Genomic DNA, 6,328 nt, shown 5'->3' with positions numbered 1-6,328 from the left:
CCGCGGCGCCGCGCCCTGTCTACGCAGCCGCCCGCATGAACGCCGGAGCCGGATATGGCGCGCCGCGCGCCGCCGATCCGAACGCGATCGCGACGGTCGTCGCCGGCACGGCCGAACCCGCATCGAATCCCGTACGGCCGGCCCCGCAGCCGGCCATGACCGCGCGCCTGGCGGCGGCCCGCGCCGCGTCCGCCGCGCCGGCGCCGCGCGCCGTCCCGGTTTCCGTGAACCCGGCCCCGGCGGCCAATGCCGCCACCGCGCCCCAGCCCGCGACGCCGCCCGGCCAGCAGGATCCCGAGTCGATCCGCCGCACGGCCCTCGCGTTCCTGCAGCAGCAGGTCGCGGGCCTGCCCGGCAAGACCACCGCGACGGTCACGACCGCGTTTCCGCGCGGGCTCGCCGCGTGCACGACGCTCGAACCTTTCATGCCGACCGGCGCGCGCCTGTGGGGCCGCACGACGGTCGGCGTGCGCTGCGCGGGTGAGCGGCCGTGGACCGTCTACCTGCAGGCGAAAGTCACCGTGCAGGCCACCTACTACGTCGCCGCGCGCCAGATCGCGCCCGGCGAGCCGCTTACCGCGGCCGACCTGGTCGCCCGCGACGGCGACCTGACGGTGCTGCCGCTCGCGGTGATCACCGATCCGGCGCAGGCGATCGGCGCGACCGCGCTCGCGCGCATCTCGGCCGGGCTGCCGCTGCGGCAGGATCTGCTGAAGAGCGCGGCGTCGGTGTCGGCCGGCCAGACGGTGCGGGTGGTCGCGGCCGGGCCCGGTTTCACGATTTCGGCCGAGGGCAGCGCGCTGGCGAATGCGGCGCCCGGCCAGTCGGTACGGGTGCGGATGGCGGCGGGCCAGATCGTCACGGCGATCGTCAAGGACGCCGGCACCGTGGAAATTCCGCTATAGGGACGGATCTCGTGGCAAGAATGTAAAGAATTGTTTATTCGGGGCATTTCGGGCTCGCGATGCTAAAGTTCGGGCCGACCCGGCCGTTATCTGGGTCAAACCGAACAGGAAACCCATCGTGAAGATCGATTCCACTCCGAACCCGAGCCCCCTGGCGCCGACCGGCAACGGCGCGACCCGTGCGCAATCCGGCACGGCCTCGTCTTCGTCCGCGCAGGCGGCCGATGCGGGGTCGACCGGCGGCGACCGGAGCGTGAACCTGTCGGGTTTGTCCGGCCAGTTGCGTTCGGTATCCGCGTCCGGCAACGGCGATATCGACACGGGCCTGGTCCAGTCGATCAAGGACGCGCTGAACAACGGCACGCTGACGATCGACGCGAACAAGATCGCCGACGGCGTATTGAATACCGCCCGAGAGCTGCTGCAGCAGCAGCGCCCGGGCAACTGAAGCGGGCCTCGCGAGGCCCGCCCCCCCGGTTTGCCGGCGCTACCCGCGCCGGCGCGACGAGCATGACGCGATGAGAGAAGAGCTGCTGGCCACGGTCAATGACGAACACGCGACGGTCGAGGCGTTCGCGTCCCTGCTCGCGTACGAGGAAAAGGCGCTGACGATGGCGCAGCCGCTCGAGATGCTGCCCGGGATCGTCGAGAAGAAGAGCGCGCTGATCGACCGGCTCGCGCAGCTCGAACGCACGCGCGACACCCAGCTTTCCGCACTCGGCTTTCCGGCCGGCAAGAAGGGGATGGACCAGGCCGCCGAGCGCGATGCCCGCCTCGCCGGCCGCTGGCAGTTGCTGCAGCAGTCCGCCGAACGCGCGCGCCAGGCCAACGCGAACAACGGGATGCTGATCCGGATCCGGATGGACTACAACGAGCGCGCGCTCGCGGTGCTGCGCTCGGCGCCCGCGCCGGCCGGCATCTACGGCGCCGACGGCCGCGTGTCGGCTCTCACGCGCTGAAGCACTGACTGATCGGCGACAGCGCCGCCACCACCGTACTTTCCCCGCCGTTCGCGGCACGTCACGTTTCGACAGACCGGGCCCGAGCCCGGCACCCACGGTCCCTTCCGATACACGGTCGCGCAGCCGCGCGCCGTCCCGTCACAACAATCAGAAGAGGGCCGCATGCCAACTTTCCGCATTCCGTTTTCATCCCGCGTCGCCGCCGTGTCCGCTGTCGCCACGCTGGGCGCCGCCTTGACGCTCCCCGCCGCGCAGGCCGCCGGCCCCGCACCGCTACCCACGCCGACGGGCGACATGTCGCTGTCGCCTGCCGGCCCCGACGTCGTGCCGCCGTCCGCCTCGAGCCCGCCAGGCGCCACGCCGCGCGCGTCCCGCCGCGGATCCGACACCTACACGTACCTGCGCTGCTGGTACCGGATCGACCCGGACCCGCTGAAGCCTGCCGCGACCTACGAATGGGCGCGCAACCCGGCCGGCGGCGACTGGTATCGCGTGTCGGGCTACTGGTGGGCAGACGGCATCACGCAGTGGAAGAACATGTTCTACAGCACGACGCCGCAGGACACGCTCGCCGACGTGTGCCGCAAGACGCTGGCCGCGAAAGGCATCCGGACCGACCTCGTGCAGGCGGTCGCGGCGAACAACGCGCTGTCGTTCAACTACACGGTGTGGACCATCGATGCCGCGCAGCAGGACGCGCGCGTCAACAAGCTCATCGTGTTCGGCGACAGCCTGTCCGACACGCAGAACATGTTCAACGCGAGCCAGTGGAAGCTGCCGAACGGCACGAGCTGGCAGGCGGGCCGCTTCAGCAACGGCCCGGTGTGGGCCGAATATCTCGCGAACACGCTGCGGCTGCCGTTCTACAACTGGGCGATCGGCGGCGCGGCGACCGACCAGCATCTCGTCGTGCCGGGCCTCGTGCAGCAGATCGACTCGTGGCGCGAATACATGGATCGCGCGCCGGACTACCGGCCCGCCAACACGCTGTTCGCGGTGTTCGCGGGCGGCAACGACCTGGTGAACTACGGGCGCTCGCCCGAGCAGGCGGCGAATGCGGTGCGCGACAGCCTCGAGCGGCTCGCCGCGGCCGGCGCGACGCGGATCATGCTCGTCACGCTGCCGGACGTGTCGCGCGCGCCGGTGTTCGCGACCCGCACCGACACCGCGAGCGTCGCCGCGCAGGTGAAGGACTACAACCAGCGCCTCGCGGACGCGGCCGCCGCGCTGCGCGCCCGCTACGGCGCGACGCTGCGCCTCGAGGTATTCGACGCGTACGCGCTGTTCGACGACCTGCTGAGCCACCCGGCCCAGTACGGCTTCAACGACGCGAAGCGTTCATGCCTCGACATCCCGAAACCGTCGTCGCTCACCTACCTGAGCGCGCAGACGCCGCGTGCGGACTGCCGCGATCCGGCGCGCTTCGTGTTCTGGGACACGCTGCACCCGACCACGCGCACGCACGCGTGGCTCGCCGAGCGGATCGCGCCGTTCGTGCGCGCACGCCTGCTGAACTGACCGGCCCGGGCGGCCGTGCCTACAGCAGCGGACACGCGGTGACCTGCGTGCCGCGCTCCACGCACAGCCGCTCGTAGTCGCGCAGGTACGCGCGCTCGCCGTCGTCCAGCAGGTCGAGATCGATCAGGTCCCAGTCGTAGCCGACCGTCACGATGTTCTCGAACGTGACGGTGTCCGGCTGCGCGTCGTCCCGGTGGATGATCACGATGTTCTCGATCCGCACGCCGCCCTTGCCCGGCACGTAGATGCCCGGCTCGACCGAGATCACCGCATTCGGCACGAGCCCGTACTGCGCGCCCGGCGCGAACCGCACGCCGCCCTCGTGCACGTGAATCCCGACGCCGTGCCCGGTGCCGTGGCCGAAGTCGTGGCCGTGGTCGCGGCACACCTGCCGCACGAGCGCATCGACGTCGCCGCCCTTCGCGGTGCTCGGGAAGCGCGTGACGAGCCCCTTGATGCACGCCTTCAGCGCGACCGTGTAGATCTCGCGCTGCCACGGCTGCGCGACCGTTTCCGGCCGGGTCCGGCGCAGCACCACCCGGGTGCAGTCCGTCGCAAAGCCGGCTTCGTAGTACGCGCCGCTGTCGAGCAGCACGAGTTCGCCTTCCGTCAGCTCGACGTCGGCGCTCGCCGCCGTGTAATGCGCGAACGCGCTGTTCGCGCCGTTCGCCGCGATCGACGGAAACGTCAGCGCCACCGCCGAGCGTGCGCCGTACGCGTCGTTGATCTTGCGCGCCAGGTCGTATTCGGTATGGCGCGCGCCCGGCTCGCCGGCCTTCGCCCAGCGCATCGTCTCGGCGATCGCCGCGGAGCTGCGCGCGAACGCGTCGCGGAACCGGTCGAGCACCGCCGGCGTCTTGCTGGCCCGCATCGCCTCGACCGGGTTGAAGTCGGCATGCTGCGCCTGGGGCCACACCCGCTTCACCGCGTCGACGAGCGCGCAGTTCACCGATTCGTAGCCGTAGCACACGTGCTCGACGTCGAACTGCGCGAGAAAGCGTTCGAGCGCCGCGACATCGCGCCGGATCACGTGCAGCGCCGGATACGACGCGAGCGTGACCTCGCAGCGGTCGCAGCCTTCCGGCAGGAACAACGCCACCTCGCCGCCGACCGCGAACAGGAAGCCGAGGTGCGACGACGCATTCGGGATGTGATAGCCGCGGCTGTTCAGCAGATAGGCGAGGTCGTCCGACGCGCAGGTGAAGAACGCGGTCTTGCCGTCAGGCGCGCCGGTATGCGCGGCGAGCTGGCGGTTCAGCGTGTCGAGGTTCCGCGCGACGCTCAGGCCGGTCGCCGATTCCGGCACTTCGAAGATCGGCCGCTCGACGACCCAGCCCGGCAGCGCGATCGCGCGATCGATCTCCCGGTCGACGAGGCTCGTCCAGTCGAGCGACGCGGCCTGCGTCCGTTCGAACAGCCGATCGCGCTGCGCGACGCTGATGCGCCGCGCGTCGTAGCCGACCCGCGCGAGCCGGCTGCCGTGCGCGACCAGCCAGTCGGCCATCGCCTGCCAGATCGTCACGTTCATCCCGAGCTTCTCGATGCGCACGCGCGCCGGATCGCACTGCTGCTCGGCCTGCAGGTGATAGCGGCCGTCGACGAACAGCACGAACGGGGGCAGATCGAGCGCCTGCGCGGTCGCCGCGCTCAGGAAGATCCCGCAGCCGGCCGAGCCGTCGAAGCCCGACACCGCATAGCGCGGATTGTTGGCGAGCGGCAGGTACTCGGTCACGTATTCGTCCTGCGACGTGACCAGCACCGCATCGAGCCGCGCGGCATCGAGCAGGCGCGACAGGCCCGCCTGCGTGTCGACGACGGATGCGTCGTACGGGGGAAGGCCGGAGAAGTTGTATTTCAGTCGATCGATCATCGGAAGCCCGTTATGCATTGTTGTCGGCGGCCGGCGGTGACGCGGCGAGGTGCAGGCCCGAGGCAGGCCTGATGCGGCACGGCGCCGCTGCAGGTGGACGTCCGGCCGGCGCGGCACGGCGCCGGACCGCCGTGCCGTTCCGGCAGCAGTCCTTGAAAAAATTTTCGTCTCACTTAACTTTTTTTGATACGCGCGACAGAATCTAGAGCACGCCGAAATTGAGGTCAAGCTAAAATTTTCGTAGGGCTAAAATCGGCGCGGCGCCTGCGTATCCCGGCACAACGCCACATGAATTCGCCCGGCGACACGGCGCGGTACAATGCGCCGGCATCGCCGTCCCGACGGCCGTGCTTCGTGCGAGGCGCGGAAATCACCGTCCGGCGACTGCACCGCCCGTCCGCTCGCCTCCCGACTCGTTGTCACGAAAGAGATTCATGGATTCAGACATCATGCGTATCGGCCAGCGCATTCGCCGCCTGCGCCGGGAAGCGAAGAAGACGCTGCTGGAAGTCGCGACCGAGGCGAAACTGTCGGTCGGGTTCCTGTCCCAGGTCGAGCGCCACCTCACGGGCATCTCGCTGTCGTCGCTCGTCAACGTCGCGAAGGCACTCGGCGTGCCGCTCGGCGCGCTGATCGACCAGCCGCGCCAGGCCCAGCCCGATTCGTACGAGGGCCGCCGCAAGCCGTACGCGCTCGACGCCAGGTCGCAGTGGTACGAACGCCTCTCCACCACGTTCGACGGCAGCCAGATCAATGCGCTCAAGGTGCAGATGATGGAAGGCTACCGCTCGGAATGGGTCGCGCACGGCGGCGACGAATTCGTGTACGTGCTGGCCGGCCGGATCTGCTATACGGTCGGCAAGAAGGATTACCCGCTGTCGCCCGGCGACTCGCTGCACTTCGACGCGCGCAAGCGGCATCGGGTCGCCAACGTGGGCGACGGGCCGGCCGAGGTGATCGCGGTCGGCACGCTGCCGCTGTTCGACGACCGTGGCGCCGGGTTCGTGTCGGCGACGATGGACGTCGGGAAAGCGGCGCCCGCCGCGCGTGCGACGCCGGGCGAGCCGCGCGTT

General features: G+C 70.1%; 6 protein-coding genes. 5 read left to right on the top strand and 1 reads right to left on the bottom strand.

Annotated features, from left to right (window positions below; translation table 11 throughout):
- The 4 genes from flgA to G3N96_RS37335 all read left to right on the top strand — a co-directional run.
- The coding region (flgA, locus tag G3N96_RS37350) for a flagellar basal body P-ring formation chaperone FlgA (protein ID WP_206140339.1) at positions 1-905 on the top strand (905 nt) is incomplete at its 5' end.
- A 118-nt stretch (positions 906-1,023) separates the two neighbouring features.
- Positions 1,024-1,353 carry a flagellar biosynthesis anti-sigma factor FlgM gene (gene flgM / locus G3N96_RS37345; RefSeq protein WP_089426519.1) on the top strand — a complete coding sequence of 110 codons (330 nt, stop codon included), beginning with the start codon at positions 1,024-1,026 and terminating at the stop codon, positions 1,351-1,353.
- Positions 1,354-1,423: 70 nt separating this feature from the next.
- Positions 1,424-1,864 (top strand): flagellar protein FlgN, encoded by a 441-nt coding sequence (locus tag G3N96_RS37340; RefSeq protein ID WP_124582089.1) that lies wholly within the window; start codon positions 1,424-1,426, stop codon positions 1,862-1,864.
- 165 nt (positions 1,865-2,029) lie between these two features.
- Positions 2,030-3,385 (top strand): SGNH/GDSL hydrolase family protein, encoded by a 1,356-nt coding sequence (locus G3N96_RS37335; protein ID WP_206140338.1) that lies wholly within the window; start codon positions 2,030-2,032, stop codon positions 3,383-3,385.
- Between the two features lie 19 nt (positions 3,386-3,404).
- Here the strand turns inward: G3N96_RS37335 and G3N96_RS37330 are convergent, their stop codons facing one another.
- Positions 3,405-5,255 (bottom strand): M24 family metallopeptidase, encoded by a 1,851-nt coding sequence (locus G3N96_RS37330; RefSeq protein ID WP_206140337.1) that lies wholly within the window; start codon positions 5,253-5,255, stop codon positions 3,405-3,407.
- Between the two features lie 434 nt (positions 5,256-5,689).
- Between G3N96_RS37330 and G3N96_RS37325 the strand changes: the two genes are divergently transcribed.
- Positions 5,690-6,328 (top strand): XRE family transcriptional regulator (locus tag G3N96_RS37325; RefSeq protein WP_241023012.1); only part of this gene is annotated, 639 nt, incomplete at its 3' end.

It is taken from the genome of Burkholderia sp. Se-20373 (assembly GCF_017104705.1).
Classification (GTDB): Bacteria; Pseudomonadota; Gammaproteobacteria; order Burkholderiales; family Burkholderiaceae; genus Burkholderia.
Note: the sequence above shows the minus strand (reverse complement) of the source record. Positions and strands in the feature narration are given on the sequence as shown.